This window comes from Bradyrhizobium macuxiense (assembly GCF_001542415.1).
Classification (GTDB): domain Bacteria; phylum Pseudomonadota; class Alphaproteobacteria; order Rhizobiales; family Xanthobacteraceae; genus Bradyrhizobium; species Bradyrhizobium macuxiense.
In genome coordinates, this window is sequence record NZ_LNCU01000072.1 from 54,366 (window position 1) to 79,815 (window position 25,450).

Consider the following 25,450-nt stretch of genomic DNA (forward strand, 5'->3'; position numbering starts at 1 on the left):
GCGGCATGGGCGGCGGCGGCCGGCGCTGATCCACGAACGACAACGGCGCAGGCGGAAGCCGCTTGCGCCGTGAGCAGATGATTGCCGTGTAGGGGTGTGGGATATCAGCCAGCGCTGAGCCGCACGCCGGCGCGCAGGAACCGCTGCGGGTCGACCGCTTCGCCGTCGATGCGGGTTTCGTAGTGCAGATGCGGGCCGGTGGAGCGGCCGGTCGAGCCGACTTCGCCGATCACCTGGCCGATCTTCACGTATTCGCCGACCTTGACCTTGATCTCCGAGAGGTGGCCGTAGCGGGTCGAGAGGCCATTGCCGTGGTCGACCTCGACCATGCGGCCGTAACCGCCGGCCCAGCCCGCCGACACCACCTTGCCGTTGGCGGTGACGCGCACGGGATCGCCGGTGGAGGCGCGGAAGTCGAGGCCGGTGTGCATCGCCGGGCGGCCGAGGAACGGATCGGAGCGGACGCCGAAGCCGCTGGTGAACTCGACCTCGCCGACCACGGGCTTGCGATAGGGCACCTGCGCCAAGGTCTGGTTCAGCCGCTGCATCTGCGCGCGGTTGATGTTGATGCGGTAGATCTGGCGCTCGAACGGGCCGGCGTCGGGCGCGAGCTTGACCGGCACGAACGGGCCGCCCATGCCGCCGCGCGGCGTCGCCGCCTCGAGCTGCGCCGTGTTGAGGCCGAGATCGCTGATCACGCCGCGCATCCGGCGCACCTTCGAATCGATACCTTCCTCGACCGAGGACAGCGCCGCCATCTGGCGCCGCTCGACCTGGTCGAGCGAGGTCTGCAGGCGGACGATCTCGTTGTCGAGCCCTTGCGCCTTGGCGAACTGGCTCGGCTGCGCCTTGGCAACCAGCGGCGCGCGCGATTCCAGCCGCGCCTCGCGATCGGGCGGCGCCACGAAGGTCACGGTGTCGCTGATCGGGGAAGGCTTGAGTGAGCCGGAGGAGGGTGTCGCGTCGCCGCGGCCTTGCGGCTTGATCGATCCTGTGCTGCCGAGATCGGGGATCGTGCCGAGCGCGGTGGCACGTGATTCGAGCGTGCGCTGGCGGCGCATGATCTGGTCGAGCTTCTGGTCGAACTGCTCCTGGTCGAGCATCTGCCGGCTGGTGGTGCGGTCGACCTTGGCGCGCAACTCGGCGATGCGGTCCTCGTAGGCGTATTGCATCTCGGCCTGGCGCGCGATCAGCCGGGTCAGGACGTCGTCGCGGAAGGCGAAATAGGTGGCTGTCGCTGCCGACCACATGCCGAGTAGGACGATGGTGCCGACGATGATCCAGAACACGACGGGGCCGAAACGGACCTGCTTGCCGGCGTGCACAATGGCGTATCCGTCACCCGAGGCAACCGCGGTCGCCGCTGCCGACGTGGCATGCGCCGCCGGGCGGCGCGCCGACGCCCGGCCGTGGTCCTGGCGATGATGGTGCCTCTGATGTTCGTGATGGTGACCGGACCGGCTTGACATCGGTACTCCCGCGGCCGGTCGGACCTAGTTCCGTACGGCTAGTTTGCGGGGCCGATTTGAGCCTTCTATGGTTAATTTTCGGGAAACGGAACGCCGGCGATCACAGTGAACGGGCGGCCTCCAGCACCGCATCGGCGTGGCCGTCGACCTTCACATGGCGCCAGATCCGGGCGACTTTTCCGCTCGTATCAACCAGAACCGTTGTGCGAATAACTCCCATGAAGGTCCTGCCATACATGGATTTTTCGCCCCAGGCGCCATAGGCCTCCAGCATCTGATGCTGTTCGTCGGAGATCAGCGGAACCGACAGTTGGTGTTTGTTTCGAAATGACTCCTGGGCCTTGACCGTGTCGCCGGAAATGCCGAGCACCACGGTGCCGGCGTCCGCGAACGCGCCGCTCAGCCGGGTGAAGTCAATCGCCTCCCGGGTGCAGCCGGGGGTGTCGGCACGGGGGTAGAAGAACAGCACCAGCTTCCTGCCGGCGAAATCTTTCAGCGAGACGCTGCCGCCACCATCGCGCGGCAGGTTGAAGGCCGGCGCCCGAGCGCCCTCGGCCAGCGCTCCGGCGGGCGATTTTGTCGCGGCGGCCACCGGCTTCGACTTTAACGGTTTCGAGTCGGCTTTGTGCGAGGCTTCGCTACGAACCGCAGCGGCGCTCTTGGCCTTTGTCTTCGCAACCGCCGTGCGGGTTTTCGCAGCAGACGTCCCCGTACTTGTACGCGCGGCGCGGGCAACCTTCGTTGCCGCCCGCTTTCCGGTTGGGTTGGAGGATTTCTTGCGCGTTTTCTTGGACATACGCCTTCCTTTCGTCGCTTTCCGCGGCTCAACCATTGGGGTATTGCGGATCTCATCCGCAGCGACCGGATTCGCAGCCGTCGCTGGGGAAGTTTGATGGCCTCGGAGTATGGTTACAAGGAATTCGACGCTTTATCCGTTCGCTCGCTGAAACGGCTTTTGATTGGGTTCTTGGGTCCATCAGCGAGTACCATTATCAGTCGAGGATAGGCCGCGATGCCGGCACAGGAGCGCTCGATATCAATTGGCGGGCGCCCCGTTGACGGCGATCAACGTCACCGCCAGCACCGAGAGGCAATGGCAAGGAATACGTCGCCGCAGGGGTCAAATCCGCGCGCAGGGGCTGAATTCTCGCAATGGGAAGAGCACGACGCGTGGGACGAGCAGGATGAGGCGGCGGGTCACCGTGCGCGGCAATTGCTGGCGCGTTCCAATACCAATCTGCATCGCTTCACCGACTTCTGCACAGGCATGCAGCGCTGGCTGAACGGCGAGCGCTGGCTGCGGCGCATCGGGCTCGTGCTCGGCGTGCTCGTGGTGATTTTCGCGACCTGCTTCGGCGCGCTGTGGTGGCGGCTCGGCGCAGGACCGATCAATCTCGACATGGCGACGCCGTGGCTAGCCGCTGCGATCGAGGAGAATATCGGCCACGGCAACACCGTCGAGGTCGGCGGAACGCAGATCGAGCGCGCCGGTCGCGTCAGGATCGCGGTGCGCATCCGCGACATCATCGTCCGCGACCGCGACCATGCGATCGTCGCGAGCGCGCCGAAGGCCGAGGTGCGGTTGTCGGGAACGGCGCTGCTGCTCGGCCAGTTGCGCGCGGAAAGCCTCAATCTGGTCGACGCCGAACTGTCGGTGCGCATCACGCCGGACGGATATGTGACGGTGTCCGCTGGCGACACGGCGAAACCGCTCGCGACCGGCGTCGCGTCCAAGAAGGAAGCGGGAATCCCACCGACGTTCCCGCGTCCGGGACAGGGGCCTGTGGCACCGCCGCCGGCAGCGTCCGATAACAGCGCTGCGCCAGCTGCCTCCGATGCCCCGTCTTCCGCGCAGAGCGGCCTGCTCGCGGGCCTCGACTGGCTCGACAGCCTCAGCCTGACCGGCCTCGACGGCCAGAACCTTAACGAGATCGGCCTGAAGAACGGCAATCTCGTCGTCGACGATCAGCAGCGCGGCAACAAATGGTCCTTCGAGAATATCAGCCTGAGCCTGCGGCGCCCGAGCAAGGGCGGTGTGGCGCTGAGCTTCGGCGAAGAGGGCGCCAAGCCCTGGTCGGTGCATGTGGCGGTCGGGCCGCAGGTCGATGGCGTGCGCTCGGTCGCCATCAAGGCCGACAAGGTCTCGGCCGCCGATCTCCTGCTGGCACTCAGGACCAAGGATATGACCTATACGTCCGACCTGCCGATCTCAGGCGACCTGAAGGGGGAACTCGGCCGGGATGGCCTGCCGACCTATTTCGGCGGCAAGATCACGACGGGGGCGGGCCACATCATCGATACCGACACGCCCGACTATCCGATGGGAATCGACTCGGCCGAAATGAGCGTCGAGTGGGATTCCGGACGGCGTGTGCTGCTGGCGCCGATCAAGATCGTCTCGGGCGCCAACCGGATCACGTTGCTCGGCCACCTCGAGCCGCCGAACGACAACGTCACCGACTGGCAGGCGGGCCTGTCGGGCGGCACCATCGTGCTGGCCGGTATCGATCCCAGCGAGCCGCCGCTGATCTTCAATCGCATCAACATCGGCTTCCGGTTCGACACCGAGAAGAAGCGCGTGCTGTTGACCCAGGCCGATATTTCCAACGGCGAGATCGGCGTCGCCGGTACCGGCAGCATCGACTATTCCGGCGAGCCGCGGCTGCAACTCGGTTTCGCCGGCACGCCGATGTCGGCAACCGCCTTGAAGCGGGTATGGCCGACCATCATCGTGCCCGAGGTGCGCCAATGGGTGATCGAGCGCATCGAGCGCGGCACGCTCCAGCGCATCGATGTCGGCGTCAACTCTCCGGTGCACAATCTGTCGCGCAAGGGGCCGCCGATCCCGGATGACGGCCTCTCGGTCAACATCGTCGCATCCGGAGTAGCGGTACACCCGGTCGACGGAATGCCCTCGGTGCACGATGCGGACCTGAAGGCCAAGGTGACCGGCCGCACCGCGACCGTGTGGATCGGCCAGGGCATCGCCGACACGCCGGCCGGCCGCAAGATCACGCTGTCGGACTTCACCTTCGAGGTGCCCGACATGGCGCCGAAGCCGTCGCCGTCGAAGGTCAAGTTCAGGGTCGATTGCCCGGTGCCGGCCGCGGCCGAAATCCTCGCCTCTGATCGGCTCAGCGATCTCTCCGGCCCGCCGATCGATCCCAACGCCAGCAAGGGCAACGTCACGGCGACAATCAACCTCGCCATGCCCGTGAAGGGAGAGCTGACCAAGGCTGATACGGTCTATTCCGTCAGCGCCGATGTCACCGGCGTTGCGGTCGACAAGCTGGTGATGAACCAGAAGCTCGAGGCCAACGCGCTCAAGATCGTTGCCAGCAACGCCGGCTTCCAGGTCAAGGGCGACGTCAAAATCAACGGGCAGGCGGCCTCGCTCGACTATCGCAAGCCGGCCGAGGGCGATGCCGACGTCAAGCTGCAGGCGACGCTGGATGACGCCGGCCGCGCGCGGCTTGGGCTCGATCTCGGCGCAGCGGTCTCGGGTGCGATCCCGATCAAGCTGACCGGCAAGATCGGCAGTGGCGACAGCAACACCAAGATGGGCATCGAGGCCGACCTGACCCAGCTGAAGCTCGACAACGTCCTGCCGGGCTGGGTCAAAGCGTCGGGCAGGGCGGGCAAAGCGACCTTCAACGTGGTGCCGAAGGGGCAGTCGACGCGGTTCGAGGATATCGTGATCGAAGGCAGCGGCGTCTCGATCAAGGGCGCGCTCGAGGTCGACCAGAACGGCGACCTCATGAATGCGAACTTCCCGACCTACGCGCCTTCTGAAGGCGACAAGACGTCGCTCAGGGCTGATCGGACGCAAGACGGCGTGCTGAAGGTGACGATGCGCGGCGATGTCTTCGACGGGCGAGGCTTCCTGAAGTCAGCGATCTCCGGCCGCGACCCCGATGCCAAGAACAAGGCCAGGAACATCGATTTCGACTTCGACGTGAAGCTCGGCGCGGTGGCGGGCTTCAACGGCGAGGCGGTGCGCAGCGTCGACGCCAAGATGTCGCGGCGCAACGGCTTCATCAAGACATTCACGCTGAGCGGCAAGGTCGGGCGCGACACGCCTGTCAACGTCGACATGCGCGGGCGTCAGCAGGGCCGCGAGGTCATCTACCTGCAGACCAGCGACGCCGGCGCCTTCTTGCGCTTTATCGACACCTATTCGAAGGTGATGGGCGGCCAGCTCACGCTCGCGATGGAGCCGCCGACGCCAGATGCTGGCCCCAAGGAAGGCCTGATCAACATCCGCGACTTCGCGGTGAAGGGCGAAGCCCAGCTCGACCGCGCCGTTGCGGGCGGCCCCGTCAGCACCCAGAACGGAATCGCTTTTTCCGCGCTGCGCGCCGAGTTCACGCGGCAAGCCGGCCAGCTCTCGATCCGCAACGGCGTCGTCAAGGGACCGAGCATTGGCGCGACCATCGAAGGCAGCATCGATTATATAGGCAACCAGGTGCGGATGAACGGCACCTTCATCCCGATGTACGGGCTGAACAACATGTTCGGCCAGATCCCGTTCTTCGGAATTTTCCTCGGCGCCGGCAGCGATGAAGGCCTGATCGGCGTCACCTATGAGGTCGTCGGTACGCCGAGCCAACCGGTGTTACGTGTCAATCCGATCTCGGCGCTGGCGCCCGGACTGAGCCGCAAGATCTTCGAGTTCAAGCCGTATAACGCGAACGATCTGCCGCCGACGAATAATTAGCGTAGGATGCTCAGCTCAGCGCCGCAGCGCCGGCACCACCAGGAATGGGATCATGCCCAGCACCACGTTGATCAGCGCGAAGACGATCAGCGGGTTGTAGCTGTGGGTCCAGTCATGGATCAGGCCGCCGCTCCATGAGCCGAGCCCCGAGCCGAGGCCGCTGCCGATCATGATCGTGCCGTAGATCGTGCCGACGCGTTCGCCGCGGAAGATCTTCAGTGCGGTCGCGGTGATCAGGGGACCGCGCGAGCCGATCATGCTGCCGAAGAAGACCACGAAGCCGATCAGCAGCCAGTAGTTCGGATACCATTGCAGCAGCCAGAGCAGGATAATGCCGATAATCGAGACGCCGTAGCTGAACAGGACGCTCGGACGGCGGCCGATGATGCCGTCGAGCGTCGATACGCCGAGCATGCCGACGAACAGCGCGACGCCGGAAAACCCCCAGGCGGTTGCCGCCTGCAGCGGCTGGAAGCCCACATCGATCAGGTAGGCGACGATTTGCGCTGTGAGCGCGTACATCGCGACCGCCGTGAAGAAGAAGGTCGAGAACAGCGCCCAGAAGGCGTGGTGGCGCATCGCGCTGAGCAAGGTCCAGCCCTCGTCCACCAAGCCTGGTCCCGCTTTCCGGACGACGTGCGGCGAGCCGCGCGCGAGGCGCCTCCACGGCAGCAGCAATAGTGGTACGAGCAGGCAAAGCGCCGATATGCCGAACACATGATAGGCGTTGCGCCAGCCGATCCGGTCGATCAGGACCTGCGAGAGCGGGAGCAGCACGAGCAGGCCGGCGCCCATTGCCGAATACATCACGGCCATCGCTGTCGGAAGCCGCGGCCCGAACCAGCGGCCTAGCAGGATCGAGTTCGATACATTGCCGATCAGCGCGGTGCCGAAACCGACGCAGAGGCCGACGCTGAGCCGGAATTGCCAGAGGGTTTGCGCATGCGCCGCAACGAGGAACGCGCAGCCGAGCAGCAGGAACCCAAGCGAATAAACGGCACGCGGGCCCGCGCGGTCGAACAGGCGTCCGACCAGCGGCGCGGTCAGGCCGCTGGCGAGCCAGGTCAACGAGTAAACCGAGACGACCTGCGCGCGATCCCAGCCGAAGTTTTCCGAGATTGGCTTCAGGAACACGGTGAAGCTGTCGCTCAGGCCGCGGCCGAGCACGGAGAATACGAAGCAGAGCGCCAGCACGTTCAGCGCGATGCGTGACTGTTTCAGCGGCGTTGCAAGCGCGTCGTTCGGGGGCGTCGTCTGGTCCATGTGAAAGCAGGGAGCGCGCTTTCGCCGCTCCCTACAACCGACAAATGCGAATGCGCCTATGCAGGCTTGAGCAGGACGTGCCGTTTCTTGCCGAGCGAAAGCTTGACGACGCCTTCCGGCGTGAGGCTGGCATTCGTCAGCAGCATCTTCTCGTCGGTGACGGCGACGTCGTTGACGCGCAGTCCGCCACCCTTGATCTGACGCCGCGCTTCGCCGTTCGACGCGACAAGCTCGGCCTTCACGAAGGCCGAGAGAACACCGACGCCGGCGTCAAACTCGCCGCGCGGAATTCCGATCGTCGGCAGCGTCTCGGCGAGCGCGCCTTCCTCGAAGGTGCGCCGCGCGGTCTCGGCGGCCTCAACGGCGGCGTCGCGGCCGTGGAGCAGGGCGGTCGCTTCGGTCGCCAGCACCTTCTTGGCCTCGTTGATCTCGCTGCCGCCAAGCGCCGCAAGCTTGTTGATCTCGCTCATCGGCAGGATTGTGAACAGCTTGAGGAACTTGATGACGTCGGCGTCCTCGACATTGCGCCAGTATTGCCAGAAGTCATAAGGCGAGAACTGGTCGGCGTTCAGCCACACTGCACCCTTGGCGGTCTTGCCCATCTTGTCGCCGGAGGCGGTGGTGAGCAGCGGCGTGGTCAGCGCGAACAGTTGCGGCGTGCCCATGCGGCGGCCGAGATCGACGCCGTTGACGATGTTGCCCCACTGGTCGGAGCCGCCCATCTGCAGCCGGCAGCCGACGCGGCGCGACAGCTCGACGAAGTCGTAGGCCTGGCAGACCATGTAGTTGAACTCGATGAAGCTCATCTCCTGCTCGCGCTCGAGCCGGAGCCGCACCGAGTCCATGGTCAGCATGCGGTTGACCGAGAAGTGGCGGCCGATGTCGCGCAGCATCTCGATCCAGTTCAGCTTGGTGAGCCACTCGGCATTGTCGAGCATGATGGCGTCGGATTGCCCGTCGCCATAGCGCAGCACCTTGGCGAACACGCCGCGGATCGACGCCTTGTTGGCCTCGATCTCCGCGACAGTGCGCATCGCCCGCGTCTCGTCCTTGCCGGAGGGGTCGCCGACCATCGTGGTGCCGCCGCCCATCAGGGTGACCGGCTTGTTGCCGCTCTGCTGCAGCCAGTACAGCATCATCATGGTGAGGAAGTTGCCGATATGCAGCGACGGCGCCGTGCAGTCATAGCCGACATAGGCGGTCGCCTGGCCCTTCGCAGCCAGCGCGTCCAGGCCCTCGAAATCGGAGCATTGGTGAACGAAGCCGCGTTCCTGTAAAGTGTTCAGGAAATCCGATTTAAATGCAGTCATTTGTCGGCGACTCAGAGCATTCGAGTTTTACTGTTTTTGCATCAATTTGCGGAACCTTGGTGCACAAGCTGCCGCAGGCGGATGCGCTGTGGCATTATAGGATGTACTTGTTTGAGACAAGCCGGGTTCCGGCTGGGGCGCGACCAAGATGATGCTGACGGCACTCGGTCTCATGAGCGGTACCTCGCTCGACGGGGTTGATGTGGCATTAATCGAGACCGACGGTCGCCAGATCAAGGCTTTCGGACCCTCAGGCTACCGACGCTATACCGACGGCGAACGCAGCCTGCTGCGGCAGGCGCTGATGGAAGCCGTTCATCTGCCCCAGCGCGACGCCCGGCCGGGGGTTCTGCGCGAGGCCGAGCAAGCCGTCACGCGCGCCCATGCCGAGGCGGTCGCGACCTTCACCGCGCAGAATCGGATTTCATGCCAGGACATCGATATCGTCGGGTTCCATGGCCAGACCGTGCTGCACCGTCCCGAGCGCAAGCTGACCGTCCAGATCGGCGATGGCCTGGCGCTCGCCAAGGCGATCCACATCCCGGTGATGCATGACTTCCGCGCTGCCGACGTCGAGGCCGGGGGGCAGGGCGCGCCGTTCGTGCCGGTCTATCACCGCGCGCTGGCCCAATCGCTGAACCGCGAAGGACCGTTGGTCGTGGTCAATATTGGCGGCGTGTCCAACATCACCTATATCGACGGCACCGACACGCTGATCGCCTGTGACACCGGCCCCGGCAATGCGCTGCTCGACGACTTCATGTACCGCGAGATGCATCAGCCGTTCGACACTGAGGGCCGGTTCGCCGCTCAAGGCAAGCCGGACGAGGCCTGGATCGCACAGGCCCTGACGCTGCCGTTCTTCGCATTGCCGCCGCCGAAATCGCTCGACCGCAACGACTTCGCCCAGCTAAGGCTCGGCGCCATGGCGCCAGCCGACGGCGCGGCGACGCTGACCGCCTTCACCGCCGCCGCGATCGCGCGCGTTGTGCCGCTGCTGCCGAAGCCGCCGAAGAGCTGGATCGTCTCGGGCGGCGGCGCCTCCAACTTGACGATGCTGCGCATGCTGCGCGAGCGGTTGGCGCCGGCGACCGTCGAGGCAGCCCAAACCCTCGGCTGGGCCGCCGATGCGATCGAAGCCCAGGCTTTCGGCTTCCTCGCCGCCCGCGGCCTGAAAGGCCTGCCGCTGAGCTATCCCACGACCACGGGGGTCCCGATCCCGATGACCGGGGGTATCATCGCCCGGCCGTGATTTGGATGCAGATGCATCGACCTTGACGATTTAATGCAGTTGCATGTAATTAGATGCATCTGCATTAATCGCGAGGTTCGCCTATGGCCGCCCTGAAGCTGATCAGCCACAAGCTCTGCCCCTATGTGCAACGCGCGGTGATCGCGCTCACCGAGAAGGGCGTGCCGTTCGAGCGGATCGACATCGATCTCGCCAACAAGCCAGACTGGTTCCTGAAGATCTCGCCGCTCGGCAAGGTGCCGGTGCTGGTCGTGACCGGCGACGACGGCAAGGAGGTCGCGCTGTTCGAGAGCAACGTGATCTGCGAATACATCGAGGAGACGCAGCCAGGCGCGAAGCTGCATCCGCAGGATCCGCTTGCGCGCGCCCAGCATCGCGCCTGGATGGAGTTCGGCTCGGCGATCCTCGGCGATCTCTGGGGCCTCGAGACCACCACCGATGGCGCGACGTTCGAGAGCAAGCGTCAAGCGGTTGCTGCGAAGTTCGCGCGCGTCGAGGCGGCGCTTGAGGGAGGTCCGTTCTTCGCCGGCGAGAGTTTCAGTCTGGTGGACGCGGTGTTCGCACCGGTCTTCCGCTATTTCGACCTGTTCGACGAACTGACCGATCTCGCTGTCTTCGCCGATACACCGAAGGTGCGGGCGTGGCGTGCTGCGCTGGCGCAGCGGCCGAGCGTGCGGAGCGCGGTTTCGCCCGATTATCCGAACCTGCTGCGTGCGTTCCTGGTCCGCCATAACGCCCACATGCTGAAGCTCGCCGCCTGACGCGATGTCACAGCCGGTCGCGTGGATCGCACTGATCGCCGCAGGGCTGCTGGATGTCGGCTGGGCGATCTCGATGAAATACGCCGAAGGCTATACGCGGCTCGGCTGAAGCCTCGTATCGCTGGCCTTACTTGCGGCGTTCGTGTTCCTGCTCGGGCGGGCGCTGCAGGTGCTCGGAGTGGGCGTCGCCTACACGGTGTGGACCGGCATCGGCGCCGTCGGCACGCTGAGCATGGGCGTGCTGTTGTTCGGGGAATCGCTTAATCCCGTGAAGGTCACGGGCATCGCGCTTGTCATGGCCGGGATCGCGGCGCTGAAGCTCGCGCCCGAATGAGGGCCGCCGCGTGCGCGACGGCCGCTGTCTGCATCAGCGCACGTTGGCGAGACGCATGTCGAGATAGCCGGTCACCGTCTCCATCAGCGGCTCGAGCTTGCCGTCGAAGAAATGGTTGGCGCCGGGGATGATCTGCTGATCGATCACGATGCCCTTCTGCGTCTTCAATTTCTCGACCAGGGTGTTGACGTCCTTGGGAGGCACGACGGCATCCTTGTCGCCGTGCACGATCAGGCCCGAGGATGGGCAGGGCGCCAGGAACGAGAAGTCGTAGAGGTTGGCCGGCGGCGCGATCGAGATGAAGCCTTCGACCTCCGGACGGCGCATCAGGAGCTGCATGCCGATCCAGGCGCCGAACGAGAAGCCCGCGACCCAGCAGGCGCGCGCTTCCGGATTGATCGCCTGCGCCCAGTCGAGCGCGCTCGCCGCATCCGACAATTCGCCGGTGCCGTGATCGAATGAGCCCTGGCTGCGGCCGACGCCGCGGAAGTTGAAGCGCAGCACCGAGAAGCCACGATGCGCGAACGCGTAGTAGCACTGGTAGACGATCTGGTGATTCATCGTGCCGTGGAACTGCGGATGCGGATGCAGGATCATCGCAATCGGCGCGTTCTTCTGCTTGGCCGGATGGTAACGACCTTCGAGGCGGCCAGCAGGGCCGGTGAAAATGACTTCAGGCATCTTGATCTCTTGATTGATCCCTCGGTTGATCCATGTGCATCAACCGAATGTGGGCTGACTTCATCGGCTCCTGCCAGACGAAGGGGTCATCGACAGGGTGATCGGCGTCGCTGGCGTTGGCGCGGACGGCGCCCGGTTAACTTTTGAGGCCCGCTTCTAGCATGAGGCGTGGGGCAAAAAGCAAGCATCTTGAGCATCCCGTCCGGCCCAAGCGTTCTGATGGCGATTGTACGCGACGCCGTGATCCCCACTTGGGATAAGACGATGGAAGCGAGCAGCGACTCACTGAGAACGCCATGTCGTGCGAAAGGTAATATTGTAAGCGATGTTCGAGCGCGCTTATCTCGACTGGAATGCCACGACGCCACTTCGCCCCGAGGCGAAGGCGGCGATGGCCGCGGCGTGGGAGCTGAGCGGCAACCCGTCATCGGTGCACAGCGAAGGCCGCAAGGCGCGGCGCCTTGTCGAGGACGCTCGCGCCGTGGTGGCAAAGGCCGTCGGGGCCCGGGCGCAGGACGTCGTCTTTTCATCCGGCGGGACCGAAGCCAACGCGCTGGCGCTGACGCCGGGACTTCGGCGCGGCGCGGGCGCGCCGGTGACGCGGCTGCTTGTGTCGGCTGTCGAGCACGCCTCCGTCCTCGCCGGCGGGCGGTTCGCGCCTGATGCGATCGGGACGATCGGCGTCACGCGCGCCGGCATCGTCGATCTCGACCAGCTGCGCAATCTCGTCAGTGCGGGGCCGCCCGCGCTGGTGTCGGTGATGCTGGCGAACAATGAGACCGGTGCGATTCAGCCCGTCGCTGATGTCGCCGAGATCGTGCGTCGCGCCGGTGGCCTGCTGCATGTCGACGCCGTCCAGGCGTTCGGCAAGATCCCGTTCGACCTGGCGTCAACGCAGGCCGATCTGCTGTCGCTCTCGGCGCACAAGATCGGCGGACCGAAGGGCGTCGGGGCGCTGGTGCTTGCCGAGGGCGTGGAAGGCTTGGAGGCGCTGCTGCGCGGCGGCGGGCAGGAATTGGGACGCCGGGCAGGGACGGAGAACGTTGCGGGCATTTCCGGCTTCGGCGCGGCTGCCAGAGTGGCGATGGCGGCGCTGAAGGCGGATGCCGTGCGGCTGAGGGGGCTGCGCGAACGGCTTGAGCACGGGCTGCGGCAGACGCCGGGGGTGGTGATCTTCTCCGACGACGTAAAGAGGTTGCCCAATACCGTTCTTTTCACGGCAATGGGCATGAGAGCGGAGACCGCGGTCATCGCGTTCGATCTCGCGGGCGTGGCGGTTTCCTCGGGTTCCGCCTGCTCGTCCGGGAAGGTCCAGCCGTCTTACGTGTTGGAGGCAATGGGATACCGCCATGAGTTCATGCAAGGAGCGGTGCGGCTCAGTCTGGGCTGGTCTACATCAGAGACAGACGTGGATTTGGCGCTCAAGGCTTGGCGAAAGCTCGCCGATACCCTAGTTAAGGGGTAGCGACGAAACACAGCTTGAATAGTTCTAAGCGAGTGATTTCGTCCCTAATACATCGTAAGAGACTTTCGGAACTGAGATCCACCGCGGTCCTTGAAACCGCGAGCGGAGGATTGAATGGCTGCTGTACAAGAGACGGTCGAGCGCGTCCGGCGCATCGACGTCGACCAGTATCGATATGGGTTTGAGACGCTGATCGAGTCCGACAAGGCCCCGAAGGGGCTGTCGGAAGACACCGTCCGCTTCATCTCCGCGAAGAAGAACGAACCGGCCTGGATGCTGGAATGGCGTCTGGAGGCATATCGCCGCTGGCTGACCATGACCGAGCCGACCTGGGCCCGCGTCGACTATCCGAAGATCGACTACCAGGACATCTACTATTACGCGGCGCCGAAGCCGAAGAAGACGCTGTCGTCGATCGACGAGATCGATCCGGAAATTCTCAAGACCTACGAGAAGCTCGGCATTCCCCTGCGCGAGGTCGCGATCCTGGAAGGCGTTGAGCCGCCGCCCGGCGGAGAGCCGTCAGCGAATCGCAAGATCGCGGTGGATGCCGTGTTCGATTCGGTTTCGGTTGCGACCACCTTCCAGAAGGAGCTGAAGGCGGCCGGCGTGATCTTCATGCCGATCTCGGAGGCGATCCGCGAGCATCCCGAACTCGTGCGGAAATATCTCGGCAGCGTGGTGCCGACCTCTGACAATTTCTTTGCGACGCTGAACTCGGCGGTATTCTCCGATGGCTCGTTCGTTTACGTGCCGCCCGGCGTGCGCTGCCCGATGGAGCTGTCGACCTATTTCCGCATCAATGAGCGCAACACCGGCCAGTTCGAGCGCACGCTGATCATCGCCGACAAGGGCTCGTACGTCTCGTATCTCGAAGGCTGCACCGCGCCACAGCGCGATGAGAACCAGCTGCACGCCGCCGTGGTCGAGCTCGTCGCGCTCGACGACGCCGAGATCAAGTATTCGACGGTGCAGAACTGGTACCCGGGCAATTCCGAGGGCAAGGGCGGCATCTACAATTTCGTCACCAAGCGTGGCGACTGCCGCGGCAAGCATTCCAAGATCTCCTGGACTCAGGTCGAAACCGGTTCGGCGATCACCTGGAAATATCCGAGCTGCATCCTGCGCGGCGACAATTCGAGCGGCGAGTTTTACTCGATCGCGATCTCGAACGGCTTCCAGCAGGTCGACTCGGGCACCAAGATGCTTCATCTCGGCAAGAACACGTCGAGCCGGATCATCTCAAAGGGCATCGCCGCCGGCAAATCGCAGAACACTTATCGCGGCCTCGTCAGCGCCCATCGCAAGGCGACCGGCGCCCGCAACTACACCGCCTGCGACTCGCTTCTGATCGGCGACAAGTGCGGCGCGCACACCGTGCCTTACGTCGAAGCCAAGAATTCCTCCGCGACGTTCGAGCATGAGGCGACGACCTCGAAGATTTCCGAGGACGTGCTGTTCTATTGCATCCAGCGCGGGCTCTCGCAGGAGGAGGCTGTCGGCCTCGTGGTCAACGGCTTCGTGAAGGACGTCCTGCAGCAACTGCCGATGGAGTTCGCGGTGGAAGCGCAGAAGCTGATCTCGATCAGCCTCGAAGGTTCGGTTGGCTAAATCCATCCCGCCGGTGGTTGCGAACGACGCGCCCCGGGATGTTCCTCAGGAAAAATGTGATGTCATTGCTTGAAGTCAAAGATCTGAAGGTTCGTGTCGAGGAGCGTGAGATTCTCCACGGGCTGTCGCTCACGGTGAATCCGGGCGAGGTGCACGCGATCATGGGGCCGAACGGCTCCGGCAAGTCGACGCTTTCCCACGTCATCGCGGGCAAGCCGGGCTATGAAGTCACCGGCGGGCAGATCCTGTTCCGGGGCGAGGACCTGCTCGAGATGGAGCCGAACGAGCGCGCCGCGAAGGGCGTGTTCCTGGCGTTCCAGTATCCGGTCGAGATTCCCGGCGTCACCACCTGGAACTTCCTGCATGCGGCGCTCAACGCCCAGCGCAAGGCGCGCGGCGAGGACGAGATGTCGTCGCCGGCGTTCCTCAAGAAGGTCCGCGAGGTCGCCAAGTCGCTCAACGTCCCGCAGGACATGCTGAAGCGCGGCGTCAATGTCGGCTTTTCCGGCGGTGAGAAGAAGCGCAACGAAATCCTGCAGATGGCGCTGTTCGAGCCGGCTGTCTGCATCCTCGACGAGATGGATTCCGGTCTCGACATCGACGCATTGCGGATCGCAGCCGACGGCGTCAACGCGCTGCGTTCGCCGGAGCGGGCGATGGTCGTGATCACCCACTATCAGCGGCTGCTCAACTACATTGTGCCGGACTACGTGCACGTGATGTCGAAGGGCCGGGTCGTCAAGAGCGGCGGCAAGGAGCTGGCGCTGGAGCTGGAAGAGTCCGGTTACACGCAGTTCGAGGATGCCGCCTGACAGGTACGGGTAGTAAAATGAACGTTGTTGCAAAGACCGAGACCGGGCGCGCGCTGGGCGATACTTTCGCCCTCGTCTGCGACCGTCTGCCGGGCAAGGGCAAGATATCAGATCAGCGGCGCCAGGCGTTCGACGCCTATGAGCGCCTGGGCCTGCCGCATCGCCGGATCGAAGACTGGAAATACACTGACCTTCGCGCGCTGATGCGCGAAGTGCTGCCGCTTGCGCCGGCGCCGGACGCCGCCGCGCTGAAGCGTGCCGCCGCCGCGGCAAAATCGCGTGCGATCGACGGCGTCCGCCGCCTGGTGCTGGTCGATGGCACGTTCGCGCCTGCGCTCTCCGATCTGGGCAAGCTCGAGAAAGGGCTCAGCATCCGCGCGTTGAGCGAGGTGCTGGAGACAGGCGACGGGGCGCTCTCGGCGCAGGCCTTCGCATCAGACAATTCCAATCCGATGATCGCGCTGAACGGCGCGATGGCAACCGACGGCGTCGTCGTCGAGATCGCCGACGGCACCGTGCTGTCCCGGCCGCTGCAGATCGTCCACGTGGCCTCGGGCACGACCCCGGCCGCGATGTTTACGCGCTCGCTGCTCCGGCTCGGCCGCGATGTGGGTGCGACGCTGGTGGAGAGCTATCTCGCCGCCGACGGCGTCAAGGCCTACCAGGCGCACGACGCGCTGGTCGTTGCGATCGGCGACAATGCGCGTCTCGATCACGTCCGCCTCGTCGAAGACACCGTGGATGCCTTCAACATCTCTTCGGCGACCGTGTCGCTCGGCGCGCATGCGCATTTGAATACGTTCGGGATGACCACAGGCGGCCATGTCAGCCGCTACCAGCTCACGGTGGCGTTTGCCGGCGAGGGCTCGAAGGTCGAGACCAACGGCGTCAACCTGATCAAGGGTACCCAGCACGCCGACACCACGCTGTTCATGGACCACGCGGTGCCTGACTGCACGAGCCGCGAAATCTTCCGCGCCGTCGTCGACGGTCGAGCGCATTCGGTGTTCCAGGGCCGCATCATCGTCCGTCCGGACGCGCAAAAGACCGACGCCAAGATGATGACCCGCGCGCTGCTGCTGTCCGACGAAGCCGAGGCTGATAACAAGCCGGAGCTCGAGATCTTCGCCGACGATGTCACCTGCGGTCACGGTGCGACCACCGGTGCGCTCGACGAGAGCCTCCTGTTCTACATGCGCGCCCGCGGGCTGCCGGAGAAGGAGGCGCAGGCGCTTCTGATCCAGGCCTTCGTCGGCGAGGCGATCGAGACGATTGTCAACGATGATCTGCGCGAGGTTGCGATCTCAACGGCTCAGCGTTGGCTCGAAGCGAGGGCGTGAGCATGCATCCGGCTGTAGCCAATGGCGCTTACGACGTCGCCCGCGTGCGGCAGGATTTTCCGGCGCTGGCCATGCAGGTCTATGGCAAGCCGCTGGTCTATCTCGACAACGCTGCCTCGGCGCAGAAGCCGAATGCGGTGCTCGACCGCATGACCGAGGCCTATAAAAGCGAATACGCCAACGTGCATCGCGGCCTGCATTACCTCGCCAATGCCGCGACGGAGGCCTATGAGGGCGCCCGCGGCAAGGTCGCGCAGTTCATCAACGCGCGCCGCAACGACGAGATCGTCTTCACCCGCAACGTCACCGAGGCGATCAATTTGGTGGCGTCGTCCTGGGGCGGGCCGAATATCGGTGAAGGCGACGAGATCGTCGTCTCGATCATGGAGCACCACTCCAACATCGTGCCGTGGCATTTCCTGCGGGAACGCCAGGGCGCCGTGATCAAGTGGGCGCCGGTCGACGACGAGGGCAATTTCCTGATCGAGGAGTTCGAGAAGCTCCTGACGCCGCGTACCAAGATCGTTGCGATCACCCAGATGTCGAACGCCCTCGGCACGATGGTTCCGGTCAAGGACGTCATCAGGATCGCCCATGCCCGCGGCATTCCGGTGCTGGTGGACGGCGCCCAGGGCGCGGTGCATCTTCCGGTCGACGTGCAGGACCTCGACTGCGATTTCTATGCCTTTACCGGTCACAAGGTCTACGGACCGACGGGCATCGGCGCGCTGTACGCCAAGCACGAGCATCTGGTTGCGATGCGGCCGTTCAACGGCGGCGGCGAGATGATCCGCGAAGTCGCCAAGGACTGGGTCACCTACGGTGATCCGCCGCACAAGTTCGAGGCCGGCACCCCGCCGATCGTCGAGGCGATCGGGCTCGGTGCCGCGATCGACTACGTCAATTCGATCGGCAAGGAGCGCATCGCTGCGCATGAGCACGACCTGCTCACCTACGCGCAGGAACGCCTGCGCGAGATCAATTCGCTGCGCCTGATCGGCACGGCCCGCAACAAGGGTCCCATCATCTCCTTCGAGATGAAGGGCGCACATGCCCATGACGTGGCGACCGTGATTGACCGGCAGGGCGTTGCGGTGCGGGCCGGCACCCATTGCGTGATGCCGCTTTTAGAGCGGTTCAACGTCACGGCCACCTGCCGTGCGTCGTTCGGGATGTATAATACACGGGAAGAAGTCGACCATCTGGCTCAGGCGCTGATCAAGGCGCGGGAATTGTTCGCATGACCGACACGGCCGAAGTCAAGACTGCCACCATGGAAACCACCTCCGCGCTGCCCGTGGAGGAGACCGAGCGTCTGAGCGGCGAGATCGTCGCCGCGCTGAAGACGGTGTTCGATCCGGAAATCCCGGCCGACATCTACGAGCTCGGCCTGATCTACAAGGTCGACCTCAAGGACGATCGCTCCGTCGAGATCGTGATGACCTTGACCACACCGAACTGTCCGGCCGCCGGCGAGTTGCCGACGATGGTGGAGAACGCGGTTGCAAGCGTCCCCGGCGTCGGCGTCGTCAGCGTCAATCTGGTGTGGGATCCGGCCTGGACCCCGGACCGGATGTCGGACGAGGCACGCCTCGTCCTCAACATGTGGTGATGCGTTAGAGGATTGAGATTAGGCTCAAGCAAGATAGGCAATTGATTTGCCGCTGGGACTGACCACATGAGTGACATGACACAAGCTTCACCAACCCCAGCCAAGCCGAAGCCGCGGCCGCGCCCGCAGGTCATGAAACTGACCGATGCCGCCGCGGAACGGATCACCGAACTGACCAAGCGCGCTGATTCCGAGATCGTCGGCCTGCGCGTCGGCATCAAGAACGGCGGCTGCGCCGGGCAGTCCTACACCGTCGAATACGCCCACGAGATTCGCCCGACCGACGAAGTGGTCGAGGACAAGGGCGTGAAGATCCTGGTCGATCCGAAAGCCGTGCTGTTCCTGCTCGGGACCGAGATGGACTACGTGGCCGACAAGATGCAGGCCCAGTTCGTGTTCAACAATCCGAACCAGGTCTCCGCCTGCGGCTGCGGCGAGTCGGTGCAGCTCAAGCCGGCCACGGTTTAGAAGCCGCCGCTGAAGGCCTCGGCCGTTTCCCTTGCGGCTATGGGAGCTGTTTTCTTCAGTCATTGCGAGTCGCGATAGCGACGATGCAATCCATGTTTGCGCTTGCGTGCTACGGATTGCTTCGCTTCGCTTGCAATGACGTGGATAGGGCTGTGCGCCAAGGGCGTCGGTAACATGGACCGCGAATTCCTGATCGACCTGTTCGCAGATTTCGGCCCGGTCACGCTGCGCCGGATGTTCTCCGGCTACGGCATCTCGGCCGACGGCACCAATTTCGCGCTGGCGCTGCGGGCCGGGCTTTACTTCCGCGCCGATGACGAAACCATTCCGCAATTCGAGGCGGAAGGATCGAAGCCGTTCCAGTACACCACGCGGTCAAGGACGGTCCTGGTCAATTCGTACTGGCAGTTGCCGGCACGGCTGTTCGACGATTCCGAGGAGCTTGCGGTTTGGGCCCGGTCGGCACTCGGCGCCGCCCAGCGCGCCGCGCTGCGCAAGCGGCCGAGATCGCGGAAGGCGAAGGCGCCGGTGAAGAAGGCTGTTGCAAAGAGAGCCACAGGTAAGAAGGCCGCCGTGAAGAATACGGTCGCGAGCAGGCCGTCGGCCAAGAAGAAGCGCGCGGGAAAGAAGCGGCCCTCGTCCTGAGGGGCCGAATCTGTCCACGTCATTGCGAGCGAAGCGAAGCAATCCATTCGACCGCATATGCGGACCCATGGATTGCTTCGTCGCTGTCGCTCCTCGCAATGACGTGGATGGAGCAGCGCGTATGATCCATCGCCTCACGATGAGGCGGCCAGATCACGCCACGCGGGTTTGCGTCTCGGCGCTGTATTCCGGATCCGCTTCGCAGATCACGCGGTTGCGGCCGGCGCGCTTGGCCGCGTAGAGACAGGCGTCGGCACGCTCGATCAATGAATCGGTGTCGTCGCCCGGCTTCAGCATGGAGACGCCGACCGAGATGGTGACGCGACCGAGGATCTCGCCGGTCGACTTCTTCTTCAGTTCCTTGGCCATCACGGCGCGACGGATGTGGTCGGCGACCGTCAGGGCCTGACGCAGTGCGGTGTTGGGCAGCACCACCGCGAATTCCTCGCCGCCGTAGCGGGCGGTGATGTCCTGGCCCTTGATGGTCTGCTTCAGCGACTGCGCCACCAGCCGCAGCACCTGGTCGCCGGTGAGATGGCCGTATGAGTCATTGAACGACTTGAAGTGATCGATGTCGAACATCAGGAGCGACATCGGCTCGCCGCTGGCAAGCGCGCTCTGCACTGCCATGTCGATCGACCGGTCGAAATATTTCCGGTTGCCGAGGCCCGTGAGCGGATCAGTCAGACTCTCGGCACGGATCGCTTCGAGGCTGTGCTGCAGGTTGCTGATCTCGGACTTGGACAGCGCGAGCCGCGTTTCCAGGGCCATGTTGGTTTCGCGCATCTCGCGCGTCGACTTCACCAGCCCTTCGGCGATGGCTTTGATCTGATCGCGGGTCGTGGCGGTGGCAAGCCGGTCGCTGGCGCTCATGAGGCTTGCGTCATAGGTCGACGATACACCGAGCGCGTCGGTGATCAGCTTCATGACGTCGTCGATCTCGCCGATGACGCGCGCGCCGACTTTGTCGATGCGATCGGATGTCTTGATGTGCGAAAGATAGGTTTCGTAGATCTGCTCGAGATCGGCTTCGCTGAGCTTGCCGCTGCGCGCCAGCGTCTCGTTGATGATCTTGTTGAGGGCCGCGTTGTATCCGGTCGCGTAGACGTACCAGATTTCGTAGTTGCGGGGGACAGCGGTCTGGCGAAGGGAGCGGATCTGACCAAGCGCGACTTCGGCGAATGCCAATGTACGTTCGTGTTCGTCCAGCAGTTTGACCACTGTTACGTCCCCAATAACGAGAAGTGCCGGCAATCTTCCAGCAGCAATGACTAAACTATCGGGGCAAGGGTACGGGACGAGAGTGAAGGCAAGGTAAACAGTAGAATTACGGGAGACCGCGTTGGATTGCCGCAGAATTGGCGCCGCGCCGTCGATGGCGCGCGCAACTTTCGGAAGCTTTCGTTTGGTGAAGCATGATCGCGCGAATCTGCGCGCATTTGTTTCAAACGCTGGGATTGCGCCTATCTCGGCCTCCCGTCAGCGAGGCCTCACTCGAGGCTGTCGGCTTCGATGTGAAGCCGGTCAGACCAAAGTGTGAGCCTTAGACGCGTGCGCGCACCGGGCGCAGCAGGAAGGCCGGCAGATGCGAATGATCAGCGGGCTCGTGGTCCACCTCGCGCTGCGGGCGTCGCGGCTCGCTGCGCCCGATCGACGGGACATGCTGCGTTGCCGTTTGCGGCTGCTGCGGGGCTCCGCCGCGGCCGCCATGACGCGGTTCGCGCTCTTGGCGTTCCGGTCGTTCTTGACGCGGTTCGCGTTCGCGGCGCGGCTTGCGACCGCCGCGGGCACTGTCGCGTGAACCGTCGCGGCTGCTGCGCGACCTGCGCGGCGCTTCAGCCTCGTCGGATGCTTCGCTGTGAACGGTATAGTCACCCTCGGCGCGCGGGATCTGTTGACCGATCAGCTTCTCGATTGCGGCGATCGACTTGCTGTCGAGCGGGGTGACGATGGAGATCGCGGTGCCGGTCCGTCCGGCGCGGCCGGTGCGACCGATGCGGTGGACGTAGTCATCGGGATGATGCGGCACGTCGAAATTGAAGACGTGGCTGACGGCCGGGATATCGAGGCCGCGGGCGGCGACGTCAGAGGCAACGAGCAGAGGCAACTCGCCCTTGCGGAATTGATCGAGCGCGGCCATTCGCGCGGTCTGATCCATATCGCCGTGCAGGGCGCCGACGCTGAAGCCGTGCTTCTGAAGCGACTTGTGAAGAATAGCGACTTCGCGTTTGCGATTGCAGAAGATAATCGCGTTGTTGAGGTCCTTGGCGTCGCGCAGCAGGCGGCGGAGGATTTCGCGCTTCTCATGCGGCTCGCGGCCTGCCGGCACCTGCGACTGGCTCACCGTCACCGCGGTTGTTGCGGGCTTCGAAACTTCGACCTTGGCCGGGTTGTGCAGGAAGGCCTCGGTGACGCGGCTGATTTCCGGCGGCATGGTCGCGGTGAAGAACAGGGTCTGCCGCGTGAAGGGGACGAGCTTGCAGATGCGTTCGATGTCAGGGATGAAGCCCATGTCGAGCATCCGGTCGGCTTCGTCGATCACCAGCAGCTCGACGCCGGTGAGCAGCAGGCCGCCGCGTTCGGTGTGGTCGAGCAGGCGGCCGGGCGTTGCGATCAGGACGTCGACGCCACGCATCAGCTTGGAGTCCTGGTCGCCGAACGAGACGCCGCCGATCAGGAGCGCCACGTTGAGCTTCTGGCCGGCGCCGTATTTGTCGAAGTTCTCCTTCACCTGGGCGGCGAGCTCGCGGGTCGGCTCGAGGATCAGGGTGCGCGGCATCCGTGCCCGGGCGCGGCCCTTTTCGAGGATCGTGAGCATCGGGAGGACGAAGGCGGCGGTCTTGCCGGTGCCCGTCTGGGCGATGCCGAGAACGTCACGGCGGGCAAGGACGTGGGGGATCGCCTGTTCCTGGATGGGGGTGGGGGTGGTGTAACCTGCGGCCGAAACTGCGGCGAGGACCTTGTCGGACAGGCCTAGATGGGAAAAGGACATTGAGCCTCTGGTCGATACCGCCGTTCGGAATCGAAGGTAAAAGGCTGTCGCGTTTGGCCCCGAAACGGCTCGCTTCTTAAAAAAGCTCGGGGGCTCTGGCTGACGCTGACGGGCGGCAAACCCAACGAATCGCGCTTCGATCCGAGGCTGCGTTGAGCCGGAACATAGGGTCGAAACCAGCAAAGTCAATCTTGCAACCGGCCAAATGGCCGAAAAAGCTTAATGTTCTCGCAAAAAGAGCGTCGTTTCCGTCATTTTTTGGTCAAATGAATCGCCACTCCCGGATCCGGCGACGAGGCCCCGGCGGGCGCCGCGCCGCCTTTGGGGGAGGTGCGTTGCCAAAATATCGAAAACAACCCCATGCAAAGTAGCCGGCGGTGGCCGGCGTTCGACCAGGCCAGTTGACACGTCGGGCAACTCACGAATACTCTTCTAATATTCCGAAATCACGCAGACGCACGCTCGCCGCAGGGTGCATTTGGCATTTGCATGCTTCTGTAACCGACGTTTCCACGCCGTCATGGCCGACAGGCATATGCGATGGCCCCGCCACGGGTCGGGATGGCTCTACCGTGCATAGCGGACCACGCCCTTGCCGGCATAGGAGCGGGTTACGTTGGAGAATTCGCCCTCGAAGCTTGCGATCGCCGACCAGCCGTTCGTCCATTTCAGTTCGGCGGAAGCTGTCGTCAGGGCGGAGTCGGAGGCCTGCGCCGCACCGCTCACGACGAAGCTCGCACCCGGCAGGGTCTGGAATGTCGCGGCGATGCTGCGATCCGGATTGAGGGCGCTGCGTCGCGCCAGTTTCCCAGCCTGCCATCGGTCTTCGACACGAGCCTGCTCCCCCACGTCTTCGCAGTCGACCAACTTTGAAGCAGCGGTCGCGGGGTGTCTTCTCAATGCGCGCAGGCACTCGATTTATTAGCAGAGATGCTTCGCAGTCGCGCAGCGGAGCAGCAGGTCACATGCGCGCGGGCAGGATTGCTGGACGCTCCAGCAACCTATGCGAACGGCTCACCGATCCGCGGGTGAGGTTGCCTTGTCCTCGGTCCGGCGGGCCGCCCGGTAATCGCCGGGCGTCATGCCCTCAGCAGCGTTGAAGACCCGATAGAAGGTCGCGAGGCTCTCGAAGCCGCAGGCATAGGCGACCTCGGCGATCGGTTGTTCGGGCGCCGCGCGAAGCAGGCGGCGGCTTCGTTCGATCCGCAGTGCGGTGACGGTGTGCGAGAAACTCATCGCTGTCGTCTCGAACAGGATGTGCATATGCCGAACCGAAATGCCGAGCATGTCGGCAACCAGTGTCGGCGACAGCGCGGCGCGCGACAGGTGCCGCTCGATCAGGCGGCGGGCCAGCGACAGGCGGCCGGTCCGAAGCGCCTGTCGTGCCAGCCGGCTCGTCGATCGCATCACGCCGCGGTCGATCAGCGCGAAATGCGCCAGTGCCTGCGTGAGCGCTGACAAGCTGGAGGATACGGCGGAATCGCTGCCCTCGACGAGGTCCTGAAAACACGATTCGAGCAGCGGCAGCAGTGCACCCTGAGCCTGCACCGGTTTGGGGACGAACTCGTCCAGCCGCACGTTGGGGCGCGGAATGTCCGCGACCGGGACCTTGATGATACGGAGGTGGAAGCCGTCAGCGCCAAGTGGAGCGGTGCGATAGGGCAAGTCCGCATGGCTGGTCGCGAACATGCCGTTGCGGACCGAAAATTCCGCGAGCCGCGCGCCGCTGAACCATCCGCCGCCGCCGAGCTGCTGATAGATGCAGAGGCTGTCGCTGCGCGCATTCGCAATATCGCCGGCGCGTCGCTCGACCCTATAGGGCGAGGCGCGAAGCTCGATCAGCCCGGCATTGCCAAGCTTGCGCAGCGAGAATGCGCCGAAGAAGTTCTGGCGCTGCTCGGGCTCGAGTTCGGCGGTAACGCCGAACAGTCCCTTGGCGCGGACCTCACGCCAATAGTCGAAGCGATCGCGCGGATCGACTTGATCGGTAGACCATGTGTACACGAGAGAGCCCGAGACCGTCAGGGGGCAATAAAATCAGCAATTGGGAATGGAAATTTATCACGCAAAAGAGAAAAAGAAACGTTACCGGCGGCTGGTCGGCGTCGCGGCCTCATTTTTGGGGGGCGTCAGTCAGAACGGGCTGGGCCTATTGCGGTCGGTCGTTGAACCGGCCAAACAGCTGATCCGACTATTATCAGGCGGCCATCCGAGCCGCTGACTTGCGCTGCAAGCGGGACACGGGATGAGGGGCTGGCTTTCGAGACTATCCGCAGCAACCGCGGTCGCGGTTGCGTTCATTGTGTTGGCTGCGTCCGCCGCCCATGCCGAGAAGCGCGTCGCGCTCGTGATCGGCAATAACGACTACAAGAACGTGCCGAAGCTGCAGACAGCGGTCAACGATGCCCGCACCATGGGCGATACGCTGAAGCAACTCGGCTTCAATGTCATGGTGGCCGAGAACCTGAACCGCCAGGCGTTCTCCGAGGCGCTTCTGGCGTTCGACCGCGCGGTCGAGCCCGGCGACACCGCCTTCTTTTTTTACGCCGGCCACGGCTTCGAGATCGCGGGCCAGAACTTCCTGCTGCCGACCGATGTGCCGGCCGCGACCGAGGGCCAGGAAGAGCTGGTGCGCGACGCCTCGGTGCTCGCCGATCGCATCGTCGAGCGGCTGCAGAACAAGAAAGTGCGGACCTCGATCCTGGTGTTCGACGCCTG

20 protein-coding genes and 3 pseudogenes are annotated in these 25,450 nt (G+C 64.3%); 14 read left to right on the forward strand and 9 right to left on the reverse strand.

What is annotated here, in order from left to right; genetic code table 11:
- Positions 1 to 104: 104 nt before the first annotated feature.
- Both AS156_RS20435 and AS156_RS20440 read right to left on the reverse strand, forming a co-directional pair.
- Entirely contained in the window at positions 105 to 1,469 is a 1,365-nt protein-coding gene (locus tag AS156_RS20435) for a M23 family metallopeptidase (protein ID WP_066508016.1), read from the reverse strand.
- A gap of 100 nt (positions 1,470 to 1,569) precedes the next feature.
- Positions 1,570 to 2,265 carry a peroxiredoxin gene (locus AS156_RS20440; protein WP_082747655.1) on the reverse strand — a complete coding sequence of 232 codons (696 nt, stop codon included), beginning with the start codon at positions 2,263 to 2,265 and terminating at the stop codon, positions 1,570 to 1,572.
- A 216-nt stretch (positions 2,266 to 2,481) separates the two neighbouring features.
- Between AS156_RS20440 and AS156_RS20445 the strand changes: the two genes are divergently transcribed.
- Entirely contained in the window at positions 2,482 to 6,186 is a 3,705-nt protein-coding gene (locus tag AS156_RS20445) for a YhdP family protein (RefSeq protein WP_066508018.1), read from the forward strand.
- Between the two features lie 15 nt (positions 6,187 to 6,201).
- Here the strand turns inward: AS156_RS20445 and AS156_RS20450 are convergent, their stop codons facing one another.
- Together AS156_RS20450 and tyrS are read right to left on the reverse strand one after the other, a co-directional pair.
- A complete protein-coding gene (locus tag AS156_RS20450; protein ID WP_066508019.1) occupies positions 6,202 to 7,449 on the reverse strand; it encodes an MFS transporter in 1,248 nt (415 codons plus the stop codon).
- 56 nt (positions 7,450 to 7,505) lie between these two features.
- Complete coding sequence (gene tyrS, locus AS156_RS20455; protein ID WP_066508021.1) at positions 7,506 to 8,759, reverse strand: tyrosine--tRNA ligase; 1,254 nt, start codon at positions 8,757 to 8,759, stop codon at positions 7,506 to 7,508.
- Between the two features lie 148 nt (positions 8,760 to 8,907).
- Here tyrS and AS156_RS20460 point away from each other — a divergent pair, with 148 nt between their 5' ends.
- The 3 genes and pseudogenes from AS156_RS20460 to AS156_RS20470 all read left to right on the forward strand — a co-directional run bounded on the left by AS156_RS20460 (position 8,908) and on the right by AS156_RS20470 (position 11,106).
- A complete protein-coding gene (locus tag AS156_RS20460; protein WP_066508022.1) occupies positions 8,908 to 10,011 on the forward strand; it encodes an anhydro-N-acetylmuramic acid kinase in 1,104 nt (367 codons plus the stop codon).
- An 83-nt stretch (positions 10,012 to 10,094) separates the two neighbouring features.
- The gene (locus AS156_RS20465; RefSeq protein WP_066508024.1) at positions 10,095 to 10,772 is read left to right on the forward strand and encodes a glutathione S-transferase family protein; all 678 of its coding nucleotides are present in this window, start codon (positions 10,095 to 10,097) and stop codon (positions 10,770 to 10,772) included.
- Between the two features lie 4 nt (positions 10,773 to 10,776).
- Positions 10,777 to 11,106 (forward strand): annotated as a pseudogene (locus tag AS156_RS20470) (DMT family transporter).
- Between the two features lie 33 nt (positions 11,107 to 11,139).
- Here the strand turns inward: AS156_RS20470 and AS156_RS20475 are convergent.
- Entirely contained in the window at positions 11,140 to 11,787 is a 648-nt protein-coding gene (locus AS156_RS20475; protein WP_066508026.1) for an alpha/beta hydrolase, read from the reverse strand.
- A gap of 325 nt (positions 11,788 to 12,112) precedes the next feature.
- Between AS156_RS20475 and AS156_RS20480 the strand changes: the two genes are divergently transcribed.
- The 8 genes from AS156_RS20480 to AS156_RS20515 all read left to right on the forward strand — a co-directional run bounded on the left by AS156_RS20480 (position 12,113) and on the right by AS156_RS20515 (position 19,740).
- The gene (locus tag AS156_RS20480) at positions 12,113 to 13,252 is read left to right on the forward strand and encodes a cysteine desulfurase family protein (protein WP_066508027.1); all 1,140 of its coding nucleotides are present in this window, start codon (positions 12,113 to 12,115) and stop codon (positions 13,250 to 13,252) included.
- A 114-nt stretch (positions 13,253 to 13,366) separates the two neighbouring features.
- The gene (gene sufB, locus AS156_RS20485) at positions 13,367 to 14,863 is read left to right on the forward strand and encodes a Fe-S cluster assembly protein SufB (protein ID WP_066508028.1); all 1,497 of its coding nucleotides are present in this window, start codon (positions 13,367 to 13,369) and stop codon (positions 14,861 to 14,863) included.
- Between the two features lie 59 nt (positions 14,864 to 14,922).
- Entirely contained in the window at positions 14,923 to 15,675 is a 753-nt protein-coding gene (sufC, locus tag AS156_RS20490; RefSeq protein WP_066508331.1) for a Fe-S cluster assembly ATPase SufC, read from the forward strand.
- 17 nt (positions 15,676 to 15,692) lie between these two features.
- Positions 15,693 to 17,015 (forward strand): Fe-S cluster assembly protein SufD, encoded by a 1,323-nt coding sequence (sufD, locus tag AS156_RS20495; RefSeq protein WP_066508032.1) that lies wholly within the window; start codon positions 15,693 to 15,695, stop codon positions 17,013 to 17,015.
- On the forward strand, positions 17,012 to 18,259 hold the full coding sequence (locus AS156_RS20500) for a cysteine desulfurase (protein WP_136626340.1): 1,248 nt from the start codon (positions 17,012 to 17,014) through the stop codon (positions 18,257 to 18,259). Before sufD ends, AS156_RS20500 begins: the two co-directional genes overlap by 4 nt.
- The gene (locus AS156_RS20505) at positions 18,256 to 18,627 is read left to right on the forward strand and encodes an SUF system Fe-S cluster assembly protein (RefSeq protein WP_066508034.1); all 372 of its coding nucleotides are present in this window, start codon (positions 18,256 to 18,258) and stop codon (positions 18,625 to 18,627) included. Before AS156_RS20500 ends, AS156_RS20505 begins: the two co-directional genes overlap by 4 nt.
- Before the next feature lie 75 nt (positions 18,628 to 18,702).
- Positions 18,703 to 19,095, forward strand: a complete 393-nt coding sequence (locus AS156_RS20510; protein WP_066508036.1) for a HesB/IscA family protein — start codon at positions 18,703 to 18,705, stop codon at positions 19,093 to 19,095.
- A 174-nt stretch (positions 19,096 to 19,269) separates the two neighbouring features.
- A complete protein-coding gene (locus tag AS156_RS20515) occupies positions 19,270 to 19,740 on the forward strand; it encodes a TfoX/Sxy family protein (RefSeq protein WP_066508334.1) in 471 nt (156 codons plus the stop codon).
- Between the two features lie 153 nt (positions 19,741 to 19,893).
- Here the strand turns inward: AS156_RS20515 and AS156_RS20520 are convergent, their stop codons facing one another.
- The 4 genes and pseudogenes from AS156_RS20520 to AS156_RS20535 all read right to left on the reverse strand — a co-directional run bounded on the left by AS156_RS20520 (position 19,894) and on the right by AS156_RS20535 (position 24,736).
- A complete protein-coding gene (locus AS156_RS20520; protein ID WP_066508038.1) occupies positions 19,894 to 20,961 on the reverse strand; it encodes a GGDEF domain-containing protein in 1,068 nt (355 codons plus the stop codon).
- 322 nt (positions 20,962 to 21,283) lie between these two features.
- Positions 21,284 to 22,732, reverse strand: coding sequence for a DEAD/DEAH box helicase (locus AS156_RS20525; RefSeq protein ID WP_066508041.1), 1,449 nt, complete (start codon positions 22,730 to 22,732; stop codon positions 21,284 to 21,286).
- Between the two features lie 567 nt (positions 22,733 to 23,299).
- Positions 23,300 to 23,515: pseudogene (locus AS156_RS20530) on the reverse strand (autotransporter outer membrane beta-barrel domain-containing protein); the annotation flags it as partial.
- Between the two features lie 231 nt (positions 23,516 to 23,746).
- Complete coding sequence (locus tag AS156_RS20535; RefSeq protein WP_066508043.1) at positions 23,747 to 24,736, reverse strand: helix-turn-helix transcriptional regulator; 990 nt, start codon at positions 24,734 to 24,736, stop codon at positions 23,747 to 23,749.
- Between the two features lie 46 nt (positions 24,737 to 24,782).
- Here AS156_RS20535 and AS156_RS42975 point away from each other — a divergent pair, with 46 nt between their 5' ends.
- The gene (locus AS156_RS42975) at positions 24,783 to 24,953 is read left to right on the forward strand and encodes a hypothetical protein (RefSeq protein WP_160331125.1); all 171 of its coding nucleotides are present in this window, start codon (positions 24,783 to 24,785) and stop codon (positions 24,951 to 24,953) included.
- 24 nt (positions 24,954 to 24,977) lie between these two features.
- Positions 24,978 to 25,450 (forward strand): annotated as a pseudogene (locus tag AS156_RS44670) (caspase family protein); the annotation flags it as partial.